Genomic DNA, 15,904 nt, shown 5'->3' with positions numbered 1-15,904 from the left:
CAGGATTTTTAATTACTTCAATTTAGCTAAACTTGAACCAAAGATTTGTTCAATCGTAACTGGATCACGGTGGTCAAAGAATTGACTTTCATTCTTATCCAAGCTGCTCATAACTTTCATATCATCAGCGCTCAATTCAAAATCAAAGACATCGATGTTTTCTTTAATTCTATCCTCGTGAACTGACTTAGGAATAACCACGATACCGCGTTGCAAGAGCCATCTAAGGATTACCTGGCCGTTAGTCTTAGTGTATTTCTTAGCAATTTTAGCAATCGTTTCGTTAGTAAAAATATCATGTTTTCCTTCAGCGAATGGTGCCCAAGCTTCGACACGAATATCTTCTCTGTTGGCAAAATCTACTTCTGAAGGTTGTTGATACCAAGGGTTAACTTCAATTTGGTTAACAACTGGTTTGATGTTAGTTGTTAGTTCCAAATCCTTCAATTGATCGGCGTAGAAGTTTGAAACTCCGATAGCACGAATTTTACCTTCTTTTTGGGCCTCTTCCAAAGCTCTCCATGCACCGACAGTATCACCGTATGGTTGGTGTAATAAATACATATCAAGGTAATCTAAGCCGAGATTTTTCAAAGAAGTATCGATACCTTTTTTGGCACGGTCATAAGTGAAGTCTGAAACCCACAACTTAGAAGTGATAAATAAATCTTCACGACTAACGCCTGATTCTTTGATAGCTTCACCAACGGCAGTTTCATTTTGATAGGCTGCAGCCGTATCGATCAAACGGTATCCATTTTTGATAGCTGTTAAGACTGCTTGTTTACATTGTTCCAAGTCTGTTATTTGAAAAACTCCAAAACCTAATTGGGGCATTTCCATTCCATTATTTAATTTAACGTTTTGCATTTTTACTACCTCTTCTTTTATCTGATGACTACATTTTATAATCATGGTTATCATTTGAAAATTACTTGTTTGATATGCTACCATACGTTCAATGTATACTGTGAGGTGCAAAATGATAGAAAACTACTTATTAGAAGAACTCGTTGCATTTAAAAAATACGGCACTCTAGCCGCCACGGCTCAACACTTATTGGTGACACAACCGACAGTTACTCGAGGGATGCAAAAACTAGAAGATGAATTTGGCGTGCAAATCTTTGATCGTCAACCTAATCGGATTACCCTGACCAAAACTGGTGAATTGGCTGCTAAAGGAGCTCAAAAAGTTATTGACCAAAACAATCAATTGATTGAAACAGTTAAGAAATATGACTACAACCACAAAAATATCACAGTTGGCTCGGTTGCCCCAGGTCCCTTGATTTTATTGGAAAAGATTCAATCATCCAAACTAGCTGATACCAATCTTGACTTGGACCACAAGCTAATGGATACAAAAGATGTTTCTGGAAAGCTTTTGAATCACGATTACTCATTCATTTTGACTAATCAGGAACTCATGACCGACAAAATTGAATCATTATATATCGGAACTGAACGTTTATCCGTCAACCTCAACCAATTCACACTCTTAGCCAATAAAAAGTCAGTTTCATTTAATGATTTGAAAGGTCTGAGTTTTATCGTCCTATCAGATATTGGCGTTTGGAAAAAAGTTGCTGAAGGTAAAATTCCTGATGCCAAATTTCTTTATCAAGAACAACGTGAAGCCTTTTCTGAAATTACTAAATATTCTGATTTTCCTTACTTCACAACTAATATTTCTAAAATTAATCCTGATGACAATTTCTCCGATCACGACCAAATCAACGTTCCTATCAGCGATGAATCTAGTAAGATGGATTTTTACGCTGCTTATTTGAAGACTAACCAAAAACAAGTTGCATCTGTTCTTAAAACAATGTCTAGTTCTTGGAGTAAATATTTAAATTAGTCTTTCGAAATTGTGACATTAACATCATTCCCCATATTCTTTACGACGTCTTTATAATTGTCTGAATCAAAAGATCCGATAATATGAATTCCTTCATAATAATCTTCTGTACCATAGTAAAAGACGATTCGTTGTTGTGGTGACCAATAGCCAATGGCACCTTTAGTTCCTTTATGACCTTTGGGCATCCCTTTAGTTATTAAAGAATGATTCAAGTCAGCAACTTTTTCTGGCATATCCATGAAATCTCTAAACTTTAAATTTGTTGGCAATTCCTTGGCAAAAGCTTTCGCAGCACTAGAGTTATTCAAATGTGCTTTTAACTTGGTTCCATTAATATTGACTGTTATTTTGGTCCGTTCGTTTTTTTCTGAAGTTGTTACTTGACTGACACGATTGTTTGAAGTGCTAGTTTGCGAAGTTTGTTTTTTCTGTCCGCAACCGACTAAAAATACCAGCACCATTGTAAAAATTATTAATTTTGAAATTTTTCTCATTAAAATAAACCACCTACGTTTTAGATTAGATTTATTTTAAGCGGAAATGAGTTTCATGTTAAATACTTATATCCTATTATTAACTATTACATTTTATTATGCATGTGTCTCATGTACATTCAATTTTTTATGCAAAATAAGAGCTCCCAGGCATAACAATCTGAGAGCTCTTTTCTTATCTATTATTAATCATTAGCGTGGACATCAAAAGCATTCAACAACATATCTTCAACACCAGGTGCATCAGGATTGTGCATGCCTTTACCATTACGGTCCAAGGCTCTGATTGAATCCATTTCATCTGAAGTCAATTCAAAATCAAAGATATCTTTGTTAGATTTAATTCTTGCTTCGTGAACTGACTTAGGAAAAACGATCACACCTTCTTGATGTTCGAAACGTAGGATAATTTGTCCAACATCTTTACCGTATTTCTTAGCTAGGTCATTCAACAATGGTTCGCTGAACAATTCCTTACTACCTTGGCCAAGTGGACCCCAGGCTTCTAGAGTTACGTGTGCTTTAGCCATAATTTGACGTAGTTCCTTTTGTTGGAAATATGGGTCAAATTGAACTTGGTTAACACTAGGCATTGTCGCAAACTTAGGCACAAATTTATTCCAAATCTTAGGAGTCATGTTAGAAACACCAATTGAACGAATCTTGCCAGCTTTTTTAGCCTCTTCCATAGCTTTCCAAGCTTCGTCAACTTTGCCGTATGGTTGGTGAATCAAGTATAAATCAATATAGTCTAAACCTAATTTTTTAAGTGAAAGATCAATCGCCTTTTTAGCATCTTCATAGGCATAATCTTGGAGCCACATTTTTGAAGTTACCCAAATTTGGTCACGAGGAATGCCACTGTCTTTGATAGCTTTGCCGACTTCTTGTTCATTGAAGTATGCGACCGCTGTATCAATGTGACGATAGCCGAGTTTCAAAGCATCGCTAACTGCCTTATAAGTAGTTCCGTCTGCAGGAATTTGGAAAACTCCGAAACCAAATGATGGAATTTCTGTGCCATCGTTTAATTTGAATGTAGGAATGTTTGTCATATAATTACCTCTTCTTGTTTATTCGTTATGACTAGTATAAGACGTAATTCATGATTAAAAAATTACTAAAATAACATAGTAGTATACATCTAATGTATACCTATATTTTGGCAAAAAGATTCAAAATCTGATTTGCCAACATTTGATCAATAACTCTTTCATCTGCTTTAAATTGAACTAGCGCTTTTACGATGGTTTTTTCTTTTACCATTCCAGAATCAAAGGAACCAGCAATCATTTGCCAAGTTTCTATCGACCAATTTTTCGGTATTTCTAAAGTTCTTGCATATATTCTTGTTTCTAGTGAAACGACGTATGCCATAGCATCAATAGCTTTCAAATATTTAGGTAGTTTATATTTGTCCTTATCAAGCCATACTTTTATGCCATCTTTTATACCATTACGCTCAATTCGTTCAAATTGCTTTCTGCTCCAACGATGATTGTTGTGTACACTAATATGCTCATCTGCAATCTCTTCCAAACCAACTGAAAACCTATCAATGATACTATCCAGATGTTCAGGATGATTCAAAACAAAACGCATTTCTTCTTCAGTAAAGTTATGCTTATCAACTATTTCTTTTGGCAAAAGACTATCGATTCCACCATTATCATTTACTTCTTGAATAAACTTTTCAACTTCAGCTCTATTGTTAATATCAAGCCCACGGCGTTGCATTTCTTGATAAATCAACTTGCTGGCGCCATAATTTCCTGGGTCCTTAGCCGCTTCTAACATGTCAGCTTCACCAGCCGCTAAATACCTTTTATAATTTTCGACTTTCTTAGAATTAAGTAATGCTCTTTTACCAAGATAATCTAACATTGAAGACATTGCAGGGACAATCAATTTATATTCATCAACGCTTAAATCTAATTTCTCTACAAATTGATTTCTCATTACTTCACAAATAACAAATTTGGTCCAAGTTTTGGGAGTTTTCCGGTAAACATTATAGGCACTCTCCGTCATCAACTTCATCAAAATTTCTATCATGCCTTTGTCTACGCCTTTAGGACGTTTTTCCCAAGCTGAGCTTTCTTCATAAAGTTTCAACCATTGTGAAACATAAGTAGAAATGTTATCTGCTACATGAGGTGTCCATTGTGGTAAATACGGATCTTGATATTCTGGCTCTAAGATAAAACTATCGGTTTTTTCAAATAGAGTTTGTGATTCAATAAGTTGAAGCAAATTATCCATCATAACAGCTGATATTTTTATCCGTTTGGTTCTGGCCAAAAATTTCAAAACTGACTTTAAAACTTCATAAGTCAGATTAAACCATTCTAAAGAATATTGTGTTTCATCGCTTAAATTTCTGATCAATCCCAACGTAAAGGGAGCTATAAAATCAGCATCCCATTTCGTATAATCTCCATGACCAGTATATTCGGCTGTATCTCCAATACTCTTTACCAAAGCTTGCGCATTTTCTTTGGATTGACTACTCAATCTAAAATATTCTTCACTTTTTAAAAAATCTGATGTTATATCTGATAAATGTCTTTTTTTCATAATTTCTTCTCCTAGTAATAGGATACCGAAAGACATCAAAAAGAGATGGAATTTAACTTAAAAATCCCATCTCTTCCTATTTAGTTTTCTATTTCAGAAAAATTATATCCATTATCACTATAATACTATCCCAATTCCACATCCTGCGACTCAATCAACTTCTGAAAATGTAATTGTGAAGCATTATTAGTTACTTTTTCTTTGAAAGGAAATTGTGCATCAAAGATATCCACTTCGATTTGGTTCACACCATAAACTTCATCTTCAACATATTTACCTGCACAATCTTTTAAAGCACCTTGGTACAATGGCGCAACTTGCAAGACTGTCGCAAACTTATCATTAGCCATTCTAATATTGTAATTCTTAGCTGGTTCAAAACCTTTTCTACTATAGTAATTAGGATCTCCGTACAAGATAATCCCGTTGTAACCTAATTTCAAAGCTAGTTTTTTCGAATGCTCAATTAATCGTCCACCGAGGCCATTTTGTTGATATTCCGGTGCTACTGCCAAAGGTCCTAAACACAAGATAGAATGTGTTTTGCCGTCGTCACCTTGGATTTTATCTTCCAAAAAGGCGGCACAACCGACAATTTCATCGCCTACTACTGCGACCGTATCCAACTCTGATACAAAACGAGGATGGTTTCTAATTTTATTCATTAAATAATGTTCGACACAGCCCGGTTGAAATTCATTCCAAAAAGCATTGCGCAACATGATTTCTGTTTTCTTATAATCTGATTTTGTTTCTATTCTTAATTTAATTTCTTTAGTCAATTTTTTATATTCCTTCTTGATTAGTAAATCGCCTCTCAGAATACAAAAAAAGTGCAGTCGACAAACTGCACTTAAGGACTTTTATCAAAACACTTTGATAATATCTGTAAGGCAATTTGGGTACAACAAAGAAAGCTATTTTTCTCTGTTCAAATTTTATAATCCTTACTTAGATACAATCATCAAGCATTTCTCCTGAATTTTTATTATCTTAAAGATAACATGTTGCTCTAGATTTTACCACCGAATACTGGAAAAGCACTAGCATCTCCATAATTCATTTGATCGATTTTTGCCAAAGTCTTCATATCTTCAGCTGAAATTTCAAAGTCGATATCAGCATTTGACTTCATGTGATCTGGGTTAGCTGTTTTTGGTAGAACGACAACATTTAATTGCCAATCATAGCGAATGCACAATTGTGGAACAGAAACATTGTACTTGGCGGCCATTTGCTTGATTGTTTCATCATTCATAGCAGCACCGTGAGCAATTGGTGAGAAGGCTTCGACAACAATGCCATTATCTTGAGAATACTTAATCAAATCACTTGGTGTATCGCCGATGTGGATTTGAATTTGATTAACTGCAGGCTTCGTGTCAGAATTCTTGATCAAATTGTCCAAATCTTCTTTTTGAAAGCTAGAAACACCGATAGTCTTTAACTTACCAGCTTTGACAGCATCTTCCATAGCACGCCAAGTTTCCAAATTTCCTTCAAAGTGACGGTCGTTACCTTGATTTACTTCTTTCCAAGGTTGAGGATTGTGGATAATCATCATGTCCAAATAATCTAAGCCCATCTTTTCCAAAGTTTCATCGATAGATTTCTTAGCTTCATCATAGTTCTTGATTTCAGCTGCAACTTTAGAATTAACGAATAACTTATCACGTGAAACTCCAGCGTTTTTAACACCTTCACCAACACCACGTTCGTTGCCATAAGCTTGAGCAGTATCGATGTGACGATATCCAATCTCCACAGCAGATTTAACGGCGTCAGCTACCTTATCATCAGGAATTTCCCAAACTCCTAAAGCTAGTTTTGGAATCTTAACTCCATTGTTCATTGTGAATGTTTCATCAAAAATTGACATAAACTTCCTCCTCTTTTTGTATCGCTTTCATTATATATTCTATTAGACTTCTTGTCCTGTAGGACGAATTACCATTTCGTTGACGGCCATATTCTTTGGTGTATCAATGACAAAAGCTACTGCTTGGGCAATTTCTTCTGGATTCAGGGATGTCATTTGTGTTCCTGAAGCTTGCATAACTTTTTCCAAACCATCATGAGCTGCACCATTATTAACTGACTTATACAGTTCTGTCTTAACAGATCCTGGAGCAATAATAGTGGTCTTGATATTGTTTTGGTGTTCTTCTTGACGAAGTCCTTCCATGATTGCTCTAACGGCATACTTAGTTCCTGAATAAGCAGCATAGCCTGGCAATACTTCATAACCTAAAACTGAAGATGTTGTAATGATATGACCGCTCTTTTGCTTTTTCATAACTGGTAAAGCAGCTGCGATTCCATTGAGAACACCTTTAACATTAATATCGAGCATGTTTTGCCATTCGTCTTGCGCGATTTGGTCTAAGTTGTTTACTGGCATAATTCCTGCGTTATTGTAAAGAGCATCGACACGACCGAATTTAGCAACGGTTTGATCGACAACATTTTGAACTTCTTTTGCTTTAGTAACATCAGCCTCAACTGCCAAAATATCACTATCAGGATTTGCTTGTTTGATTTCTTCCAAACGATTCATTCTTCTGGCTGCAATCGTAACCTTAGCACCTTTTGAAGCTAATAATTTAGCTGTGGCAGCTCCAATTCCACTTGAGGCACCCATAATTACTACTACTTTATCTTGTAAACTCATTAATTTTCTCCTTTAATAGTTCTAATAATTTGTGCCGGTACACCACCGACGATGGTATTAGCGGGAACATTTTTAGTAACGACCGCTCCAGCACCAACGATAGAATTTTCTCCAATGACGACACCTGGAGTAACTGTGACATTACTGCCAATCCAAGCGTTATCGTGAATGTAAACTGACTTTAAATCTAAATGACGTCTCTGTTTAGGATCAATGCGATGATTAACTGAAGCAATCGTAACATTCGGTCCAATCAAGACGTTATCTCCTAGATAAATGCCACCCATATCGGTAAACATTGAACCTGAGTTGATAAAAACATTTTTACCAATGTGTAAGTTGCGACCAAAATCTGTCCAAAATGGTAATCTGATTTCAGTCGATGGATCTATTGTTTCATTAATAATTTGACTAACAGTTTGACGAACTTCATCACTACTGTGAGCACCAGTATTTAATTCTTGGACTAATTTTTGATTAATCGGAATAATTTTTTCAATCTGTTCATAGGCTTTGGTATCTAAATTCATTTGTGATTCCAACAAAACACCTCACTTCTCTTAATGATTGAATTTATTATACGAACTGTTTATTATAATGTTAAATACTCATTGATAATGGTTATCTATAACATTTACTTATAATAGAGGTGTGACAATGGATATTAGAGTTTTGAGATACTTTATTAAAATTGCTCAAGAACAAAATATGTCAAAAGCTGCTCGAATGTTACACGTTTCCCAACCGGCTTTGTCCAGACAAATCAATGAACTAGAAACCAGACTAGGTACCAAGCTCTTCATTCGTGGAAAAAGACAACTACAATTGACTCCTGATGGATATTACTTATTCGAACGAGCACAAGAAATTTTGGCTTTAGTGAACAAGACAACTTATAACCTTCAAAAACAAGACGTTGTCAGTGGTACACTCGATATCGGTGCTGGTGAAAGTATGGCGTTAGATTGTGTCATGGAAACTATCAAAGATATCATGCACAAATATCCCGAAGTTCATATCAACTTCAGAAGTGGTGATGCCGAAACGATTCAAGCTGATTTAAACAGTGGCATCTTAGAATTTGGTATCATCATGGGGCATCGAAAACTTGATAATTACCATACCTTACAATTACCTGCCGAAGACCGCTGGGGAATTATTATGAAACGTGATGAACCACTAGCTAGTCATGAAAGCATCTCTTCTAGTGATTTAATTGGTAGATCACTGTTGGTTTCTCGCCAAGTTCAAGGTAAGAAGACCTTCCAAGATTGGAGTAACGGTTTGATTGAGCAGTTCAACTTTGTCGGAACTTACAATTTGATCTTCAACGCTGCACTATTAGTTAAAACCGGTGCTTGCATGGCTCTGACCTATGATAAATTAATCGATACGACTTCAATCGACGGTTTGGTTTTCCGTCCATTAAAGCCACAACTGACTGAACCCAACACAATTATTTGGAATAAAAATCGTAACTTACCAACTGTTGGTAAATTATTCTTAGAAACATTACGCAAAAATATCACTAAAAAGGAAGTTTAATATGGAATTTGAAAAAGTACTCAACGACCGTCATTCTGTCCGTGACTTTAAAAACACACCGGTCAAAATGAATTTAATTAAAGAAATTGTTCAAGAAGCTCAAAAAGCTCCTTCATGGGTCAACTCTCAACCTTGGAAAGTCTATGCCGCTACTGGTAAAACTTTGGACAATATCAAACAAGCTTATTTAGACAAAGACTCTCAAAAAGGATATCCCGACTTTCCGGTCATGCACCGAGAAGATTGGAGTGAAGCCGCTCAAGCTAATATGAAACAATGGCGTCACGAAATAGTGCATCACTTTGACGACTTTGATCAAGCTCACGAGAAAATGAGTTTCGCTAGTTCTCACTTATACAGCACTCCTGCTATGCTTTTCATCACCATTCCGAAGAACTCTTCCAAGTGGTCAATTTTTGATGCCGGGGCCTTCAGTCAAACTTTGATGTTAGCCGCTCAAAACAAAGGGCTCGATACGATTCCTAATTACACCAGTGTTCGCTTCCCTGATGTCGTTAGAAAATTCACCGATATCCCTGACGATGAAACTTTAGTTGTCGGTATCGCAATTGGTTATGCTCAAGATTCAACTATTAATACTTATCGTTCAAAACGTGTGCCTGTAGATGATATTTTAAAAATCAAAGGCTAAAAAAACCTTGCTAGATTGTAGAAAAACTACATTCTAACAAGGTTTATTTTTTAATCTAACATGAATTTTGTCGCAATGTTCAAAGCTTCTTGACGAGAATTATTAATTTCAAATCCATGATCTGCATCATCTAACAAATGCAATTTATCGTTGGTATAACAGTCATCGTAACGTTTCGAAGCAATATTATTTACCACGGTATCTTTCAATCCGTGAACTAAACAAACTGGCCCGTGATACTGACTAGCTATCTCATAAATTGGCAAAGTTTGAGCTGTTCGTAAGTAAAAACCACCCAAAGTTAAACCTTTTTTGATAGGTAAAGTATCAGGGATATTTTTCGGATCATACGTATAGCCTTGAGTGTCACCTTTTAGGGCATCATCTTTTAAAGTTGCGGCCGGAGCTAACAAAGCTAACTTAGCAATTTTCTCAGGATAGTAACCAGCCAACATGCTAGCCACGACTCCACCTTGAGAATGTCCCAGTAAATAAATATTTTCGACACCATCAAGACTGCGAGCGTAGTCCAAAATAGCTTTACCATCGGCAATTTCATTCAAAACCGTCATATCTTGAAAACGTCCGTCACTTTCGCCATGACCATTGAAGTCAAAACGCAATGTGCCTAATCCTTCAGCCACAAAGCGTTGAGCCAATTGATACAGTAATTGACTAGGTTCTATCCCCCGATTAGAAGTAAAACCATGCATCAAAATAACTAAATTAAATTTATCAGTTTTTGGTTTAACAAAATCTCCTCGTAAAGTTAATCCATCTCTTTTAATTTCTACCTTCATTTTTTCAACTCCTTTTGATTATTCTAATACTAAAAGATATATGATTAAGATAAAAATAATTGTATTGAGGTGGGATAATGGAAAAATTTCTAATTATCGGTGGAACTGGTAACATTGGTTTCCCATTGATAGAGTTCTTAAATAAACAAAAAAATGTTCAAATCGTAGCCGGATCACACAATCCTGATAAAGCTCAAGAAAAATTCCAAGATATGGAAAATGTTGTAGTTAAGAAATTTGATTTTTTGGACAATACTACTTTTGCTGACGCTTTTGACGGTGTATCGAAGGTCTTCTTCGTACGTCCGCCACAATTAGGACATCCCAAACAGGATATGTTGCCATTCTTGCGTTATGCTCAAAATCACGCTATCGACCAAATCGTCTTCGTTTCACTGTTAGGTGTTGAGAAAAATCCTATGACACCACACCATCAAATCGAACAAATGATTCTAGAATTAAATATTCGTTACACGTTCATTCGTCCTAGTTTCTTCATGCAAAATCTCGACACAACACACTTATACGACATCAAAAATCATCATGACCTCTTCATCCCCGCTGGCAATTCTCGGACAAGTTTCATCGACACCCGCGATATTGGTAAAATTGCTGGTATCACAATGCTTGACGACAAATATCTTTTCCAAAAGCTCAATATCACTGGTCCTCAAGCTTTGAACTACCAAGAAATCGCTCAGGTCATGACTCAAGTTTTAGGTACCAAAATTACTTATAGCAAACCTAGTTTATTGAAATTTCGCAAAACGATGCTAAAACGTGGTCTCAAAAAGGATTTTGTCAACGTGATGGTGATGCTCTACTTGATTACCCAATTAGGCAATGCCAAAGAAGTCACCGATACTGCTGAAAAAGTCCTCGGTCATAAACCTAGAAATATCAAGGATTATATCGAAGATTATCGTGATTATTTTATTTAAAATCGTATTGAAATATTTATAAAATCCACCTATGATTAAATCATCCGATACTTAGGAAAAAATTATAGGGGGATTTTTTTTATGAAATTTGGAAAATCAGCTACAATCATTGCTGCATTGGCAATGGCTACTACTGGAGCTTTAGTAATGTCTCAAAAAGACGCTGAAGCAACTTCTGTCGCAACTGTTACAACTAGCACACCGGCTAGACTTTATACCGACAGTGGTTTATTGATCCGCAACCGTGCTTTAGCTCCTAACACTCCATGGCTTGTGGGAAAAATCGTCAATTTTCATGACGAAACTATGTATCAAGTCGCTACCAATGAATATTTAAAGGCAAGCGATTCTTCACTAAAAGACAGTAATGCTAATAAAAAATTAATTGGTACAGTCGTTGGTATCATCTCACCATTTATTTATAATGACCAAATAAATGATATTAATGGAAAGATGCTTCCAGCGGGCACCAGTTGGGCTATCGGTAAACACATTATCAATAAATACAATCAACATTATGTTCAAATTTCATCTCACGAATATGTTGAAACAACGTATCTAAAATTCAACGGGGAATTACCTACGCCTATTTATATTGGTAACTTTGCTACTTTAGATAAAAATCCTGATGATGATACAACTAACAATACTCTAAAAGATTATGTTCCAAATTTACAAAATATCAACAATTACTTCATTAAATATTTGAATGCTTTACATGCTGCTAACGGACTAGCTCCAGTACAAGGGACAACGGATATGATTAACTATGCTCAACAAAGAGCAGAGCAACAAATTCCAGCTCAATTAGATCACAGTACTGCCACTAGAGATACTTCTGAAAACTTATCTACCGCTGGTCTCTCTTATCTAATAGAAACAGAAGGAATTCAATCAGATAAAGATGTTGCCTACTTTATCCTTAAAGATTTCTACGATGACGATAAAAATAGAACTCCTATTGGACAACCAGGTCACTTTGGCCACAGAGCAGCTCTTCTTTACAGTGGTCCTAATGTTGGTTTAGGTATGACTGAATATCATGCTGCCTTTGACGCTGATTGGAATTACGGTACAATGGACCAATTCAATCAACTCTACAATTACACAGGTTCCAATCCTAATACTAAATTTATTTCTAAAAATGCTATCTAACCAAACACCTGATTAGCGTGTTTTTTAAATAAATGATACAATTGTCTTACAGATAAATATAACTAGGTTGAGCGCAAGCTTTCAAGATAACACTTCCGAGGGTAAGGAAGTTTCTTGAAGTTTGCGCTTTTTTTCGGCCTAAAATTGAAAGGACTGAATTTATGAAGAAGTTTTACCAACAAACTAAAGATGAGGTGTTAGCAAAACTCCTAGTTGATGAAAACACTGGTTTAATCAACGACCAAGTCCAACAAAATCGAAAACTCTATGGAGAAAACAAACTACCTGAAAAGCAAAACGACCCCTATTGGAAGATTTTTTTGCGTAGTTTTAAAGAACCCATCGTTATTGTTTTGTTAGGCGCCGTCATCTTATCGTTTGCTAGTTCCATCTACGCTTTCCAAACTCAGCCCAATCCTCAACACGGCTTTGAATCATTATATGAAGCTATCGCAATTTTAATTTTGATTATCATCAATGCCTTCTTAGGATTTTGGCAAGAAATCAGCGCTCAAAAGAGTCTCGATGCCCTGAAAGAAATGAATGATCGTTCAGCGACTGTCTTTCGAGATGGTGAATGGCAAAGTATTTCGACTAGTGAAATTGTCGTCGGCGATTTGTTAAAAGTTCAATTGGGAGACTTCGTCGAGGCTGATGTTCGTTGGCTTCAAACTGACGAGCTCCAAGTTATCGAATCTCATTTAACTGGTGAAGCCGATGCTATTCAAAAAAATCCCGAAGTTATTGATCAAGATGCTCAACTTGGTGACCGTACCAATATGGGTTATTCCGGTTCAACAGTTGCCAATGGTCAAGGTGTCGGAATCGTCGTGGGAATTGGTGCCAACACTGAATTAGGTAACATCGCCAAATTGATCGAATCAGTCGACGATAAAGTTTCTCCACTACAAAATACTATTAATAAATTAACTAAAACTTTGATGAAAGTCTCCGGTGGAATCGTAATTTTAACTTTTATCATCGGAATTATTCGTGCTGGAGAATTGAGTATCAATTCTATCACTTCCGTATTATCAACCTCGATCGCTTTAGCAGTAGCGTCTATCCCTGATGCTTTACCTGCTGTTTTATCAATCGTTTTAACTATCGGTGCCAGTAAAATGGCCAAGAATAAAGGTCTCATCAAATCACTCGACAGTGTAGAAACACTAGGTAGTACTTCTTACATCTGTTCTGATAAAACTGGGACTTTAACGCAAAATGAAATGACCGCCACGAAATTCTATGATGGAAATGCTGTTTTCGATGTTTCCGGATTAGGTTACGCTCCAACTGGTAAAATCACTAATTCTGATGGAATCAAGCCTACCAATTCAGCTTTCTTGACTGGTGCGGTTCTTTGTAACGAAGCCGTGATCAAAGAAGAAGACGGTGAATTCAAACCTTTTGGTAATCCAACTGAAATTGCTTTGAACGTCTTAGGACAAAAAGCCGGTGTCACGAAAAATCAGTTATTAGAAAACAGCGAAATCGTTCGAACACTGCCTTTCACTAGCGACCGTAAAATGATGAGTGTGGTTGTTAAAAATAGCGGCGGTTATCAACTTTATACTAAAGGTGCTCCTGACGTACTACTAAAAAACAGCCAAGATATTATTTTAAATGGTGAAAAAGTTTCTGGACTCGATGCCAAAAATAGTTTTATGGAAATTGTGAATTCTTTTGCCCACCAAGCCTTACGAACTCTAGCCGTTGGAATTAAATCTTTATCAAAGAAACAGGCCCTCAGTGCTACGACCGAAGAATTAGAAACTAACTTAACTATTGTCGGAGTGGCCGGTATCATCGATCCTCCACGTCCTGAAGTTAAACAATCAGTTAAAGAATTACATGATGCTAATATCGAAGTTGTGATGATCACTGGAGATCACGCCAATACTGCCCGTGCTATTGCTTTTGACCTCGGTATCATCAAATCAAAAGACGCACCAGTCATTAATGGTAGTGAAATCGAAAAAATGTCTGATGATGAATTATTCAAAAAAGTTCTAAAGACTAACATTTACGCTCGAGTTTCCCCAGAACACAAACAACGTATTATTAAACAACTCCAAAAACATCATCAAGTTGTAGCTATGACTGGTGATGGTGTCAATGATGCACCAGCTTTACGAGTAGCTGATATCGGTATTGCTATGGGAATCAATGGAACTGAAGTTACTAAAGATTCAGCCGACTTAATTCTTTTAGATGATAAATTCACTACGATTGAGAAATCAGTCAAAAGTGGTCGAACGATTTATGCCAACATCAAAAATTTCATGCGCCATGAATTAACGACTAACGTAGCTGAAGTTTTGGCTTTATTGTTATGTTTACTTTTATTCAGTCAAACAGTCGGGCAAGTTCCTGCTGGCACACCAACTTTGACTGCTTTGATGGTCTTATGGGTCAACATGGTCAGTGATGCCCTACCTTCATTTGCTCTGGGATATGACGTGGCTGAATCAGATATCATGAAAGAAAATCCCCGTGATCCCAACGAATCCGTTTTGGCTAATCACACTTGGTCTCGAGTATTGATTCGAGGAACTATCATGGGAGCTATGGTTTATCTTGGTTTCTTATGGGCTGCCAACTTTGGTTTGAACAGTAACGAAGCACAAACAGTTGCCTTCTTAACACTAGTTTTTGGTCAATTGTGGCACGTCTTCGATGCTAGAAGTTCTCACACTTTATTTAGAAGAAATCCTTTCAGTAACCCCCGTCTACTTTTAGCAGTATTGTTTGCTGGGGTGACTTCTATTTTGGTAACTGTTCTGCCATTCTTCAATTTAGTTATGGGAACTGCCACTTTGCCGGTTTGGATTTATTTGGCAGTAATCTTCGTTCCCGCTTTACCAACGTTGATTTTGTCCGGTTTGAAAGAGATTTTTAAGATTAAAATTTGGTAAATGTAAATTGCCGCCTTCCACACAAGTTCTGTGATTGGCTGGAACGCTGCCGGCACTATTTTGAGCTTTTGCATGGCCCCAAAGACGCAAAATCTCAAAACTAGGCCTTTTTGTAAGTGCTAAAGCACTAACAAAAATCTGGCGGCTGAGCCATCACAGAACTTGTGCTCCAGGCTAGATTCTGGTTTTATTATTGAATAAGTAACATCTATTTAGATTGATATGAATCTGAATAGATGTTTTTTAGTGCTAAAAAAGAACCACACCATTGAGGCATGATTCTCAAA

15 protein-coding genes are annotated in these 15,904 nt (G+C 36.5%); 6 read left to right on the top strand and 9 right to left on the bottom strand.

Going from position 1 to position 15,904, the window contains the following annotated elements:
• Nucleotides 1-12: 12 nt before the first annotated feature.
• Nucleotides 13-870, bottom strand: a complete 858-nt coding sequence (locus G6534_RS11500; RefSeq protein WP_182082926.1) for an aldo/keto reductase — start codon at nucleotides 868-870, stop codon at nucleotides 13-15.
• A 112-nt stretch (nucleotides 871-982) separates the two neighbouring features.
• Between G6534_RS11500 and G6534_RS11495 the strand changes: the two genes are divergently transcribed.
• Nucleotides 983-1,864, top strand: a complete 882-nt coding sequence (locus G6534_RS11495) for a LysR family transcriptional regulator (protein ID WP_182082925.1) — start codon at nucleotides 983-985, stop codon at nucleotides 1,862-1,864.
• Here the strand turns inward: G6534_RS11495 and G6534_RS11490 are convergent.
• The 7 genes from G6534_RS11490 to G6534_RS11460 form a co-directional block, all read right to left on the bottom strand.
• The gene (locus G6534_RS11490) at nucleotides 1,861-2,361 is read right to left on the bottom strand and encodes a cyclophilin-like fold protein (RefSeq protein WP_182082924.1); all 501 of its coding nucleotides are present in this window, start codon (nucleotides 2,359-2,361) and stop codon (nucleotides 1,861-1,863) included. The two genes, G6534_RS11495 and G6534_RS11490, sit on opposite strands and share 4 nt — an antisense overlap.
• Nucleotides 2,362-2,546: 185 nt before the next feature.
• Nucleotides 2,547-3,416 carry an aldo/keto reductase gene (locus G6534_RS11485; RefSeq protein ID WP_059073843.1) on the bottom strand — a complete coding sequence of 290 codons (870 nt, stop codon included), beginning with the start codon at nucleotides 3,414-3,416 and terminating at the stop codon, nucleotides 2,547-2,549.
• Between the two features lie 100 nt (nucleotides 3,417-3,516).
• Nucleotides 3,517-4,938 carry a hypothetical protein gene (locus G6534_RS11480; protein WP_182082923.1) on the bottom strand — a complete coding sequence of 474 codons (1,422 nt, stop codon included), beginning with the start codon at nucleotides 4,936-4,938 and terminating at the stop codon, nucleotides 3,517-3,519.
• A gap of 125 nt (nucleotides 4,939-5,063) precedes the next feature.
• A complete protein-coding gene (locus G6534_RS11475) occupies nucleotides 5,064-5,720 on the bottom strand; it encodes a GNAT family N-acetyltransferase (RefSeq protein ID WP_182082922.1) in 657 nt (218 codons plus the stop codon).
• 230 nt (nucleotides 5,721-5,950) lie between these two features.
• Nucleotides 5,951-6,817: an aldo/keto reductase gene (locus G6534_RS11470; protein ID WP_059073840.1), complete on the bottom strand. Its 867-nt coding sequence runs from the start codon at nucleotides 6,815-6,817 to the stop codon at nucleotides 5,951-5,953.
• A 42-nt stretch (nucleotides 6,818-6,859) separates the two neighbouring features.
• Entirely contained in the window at nucleotides 6,860-7,609 is a 750-nt protein-coding gene (locus tag G6534_RS11465) for an SDR family oxidoreductase (protein WP_059073839.1), read from the bottom strand.
• On the bottom strand, nucleotides 7,609-8,151 hold the full coding sequence (locus G6534_RS11460; protein ID WP_059073838.1) for a DapH/DapD/GlmU-related protein: 543 nt from the start codon (nucleotides 8,149-8,151) through the stop codon (nucleotides 7,609-7,611). The genes G6534_RS11465 and G6534_RS11460 overlap by 1 nt, the downstream gene beginning before the upstream one ends.
• Before the next feature lie 115 nt (nucleotides 8,152-8,266).
• Here G6534_RS11460 and G6534_RS11455 point away from each other — a divergent pair, with 115 nt between their 5' ends.
• A complete protein-coding gene (locus G6534_RS11455) occupies nucleotides 8,267-9,154 on the top strand; it encodes a LysR family transcriptional regulator (RefSeq protein WP_059073837.1) in 888 nt (295 codons plus the stop codon).
• Between the two features lies 1 nt (nucleotide 9,155).
• The gene (locus G6534_RS11450) at nucleotides 9,156-9,806 is read left to right on the top strand and encodes a nitroreductase (RefSeq protein WP_182082921.1); all 651 of its coding nucleotides are present in this window, start codon (nucleotides 9,156-9,158) and stop codon (nucleotides 9,804-9,806) included.
• 50 nt (nucleotides 9,807-9,856) lie between these two features.
• Here the strand turns inward: G6534_RS11450 and G6534_RS11445 are convergent, their stop codons facing one another.
• Nucleotides 9,857-10,606 (bottom strand): alpha/beta hydrolase, encoded by a 750-nt coding sequence (locus G6534_RS11445; protein ID WP_059073836.1) that lies wholly within the window; start codon nucleotides 10,604-10,606, stop codon nucleotides 9,857-9,859.
• A gap of 77 nt (nucleotides 10,607-10,683) precedes the next feature.
• Here G6534_RS11445 and G6534_RS11440 point away from each other — a divergent pair, with 77 nt between their 5' ends.
• The 3 genes from G6534_RS11440 to G6534_RS11430 all read left to right on the top strand — a co-directional run bounded on the left by G6534_RS11440 (nucleotide 10,684) and on the right by G6534_RS11430 (nucleotide 15,617).
• Nucleotides 10,684-11,547 carry an SDR family oxidoreductase gene (locus G6534_RS11440; RefSeq protein WP_182082920.1) on the top strand — a complete coding sequence of 288 codons (864 nt, stop codon included), beginning with the start codon at nucleotides 10,684-10,686 and terminating at the stop codon, nucleotides 11,545-11,547.
• A gap of 81 nt (nucleotides 11,548-11,628) precedes the next feature.
• Complete coding sequence (locus G6534_RS11435) at nucleotides 11,629-12,702, top strand: hypothetical protein (protein ID WP_182082919.1); 1,074 nt, start codon at nucleotides 11,629-11,631, stop codon at nucleotides 12,700-12,702.
• 161 nt (nucleotides 12,703-12,863) lie between these two features.
• Complete coding sequence (locus tag G6534_RS11430) at nucleotides 12,864-15,617, top strand: cation-translocating P-type ATPase (protein WP_182082918.1); 2,754 nt, start codon at nucleotides 12,864-12,866, stop codon at nucleotides 15,615-15,617.
• The last annotated feature ends 287 nt before the right edge of the window (nucleotides 15,618-15,904 follow it).

The organism is Companilactobacillus pabuli, from assembly GCF_014058425.1.
GTDB lineage: Bacteria > Bacillota > Bacilli > Lactobacillales > Lactobacillaceae > Companilactobacillus > Companilactobacillus pabuli.
Note: the sequence above shows the minus strand (reverse complement) of the source record. Positions and strands in the feature narration are given on the sequence as shown.